Origin of the sequence: Massilia sp. DJPM01, from assembly GCF_030348125.1 — a bacterium.
Taxonomy (GTDB): domain Bacteria; phylum Pseudomonadota; class Gammaproteobacteria; order Burkholderiales; family Burkholderiaceae_D; genus Telluria_A; species Telluria_A frigida.
The window spans coordinates 1-517 of record NZ_JAQOZV010000232.1 but is presented as its reverse complement, the minus strand read 5'-3'; the positions used below and the strand labels follow the sequence as shown (position 1 = coordinate 517).

The 517-nt window shown below is 66.5% G+C and carries 1 protein-coding gene; it reads left to right on the top strand.

What is annotated here, in order from left to right; genetic code table 11:
- Positions 1 to 517, top strand: a 517-nt coding sequence (locus PO883_RS34830; RefSeq protein WP_289313849.1) for a CHC2 zinc finger domain-containing protein, incomplete at both ends; no start/stop codon positions are given.

Here is a 517-nt window from a genome sequence, read left to right as displayed (position 1 = left end):
GGCTAAAGAACGACGTGGCGGTCGAGCGCCTGGTCGAGTCGGCCGGCATCGCCCTCAAAAGGTCGGGCAAGGACCGCATCGGCACCTGCCCCTTCCACGAGGATGGCGAGCCGTCGTTGGTGGTGACGCCGCTAAAAAACCTGTGGCACTGCTTCGGCTGCCAGACAGGCGGCGGTCCGATCGACTGGGTGATGAAGCTGCGCGGCGTGTCGTTTCGCCATGCAGTCGAACTGCTCAAGGCCGATCCTGCTTTAGCCGCCCAGGGTGTGCCCGCCGCGCCGCTCAAGCATGCCAGCGTGCGCAGCCTGCCGCCGCCATTGGCGTTCGACGCCGACGACCAGGCGCTGCTGATGCAAACGGTGGGCTACTATCACGAGACGCTCAAGCAGTCGCCGGAGGCGCTGGCGTACTTGCAGGCGCGCAGGCTGGACCACCCGGAGCTGCTGGCCCACTTCAAGCTGGGCTACGCCAACCGCACCTTGGGCCTGCGCCTGCCGGACAAGACAAGAAAAGCCGG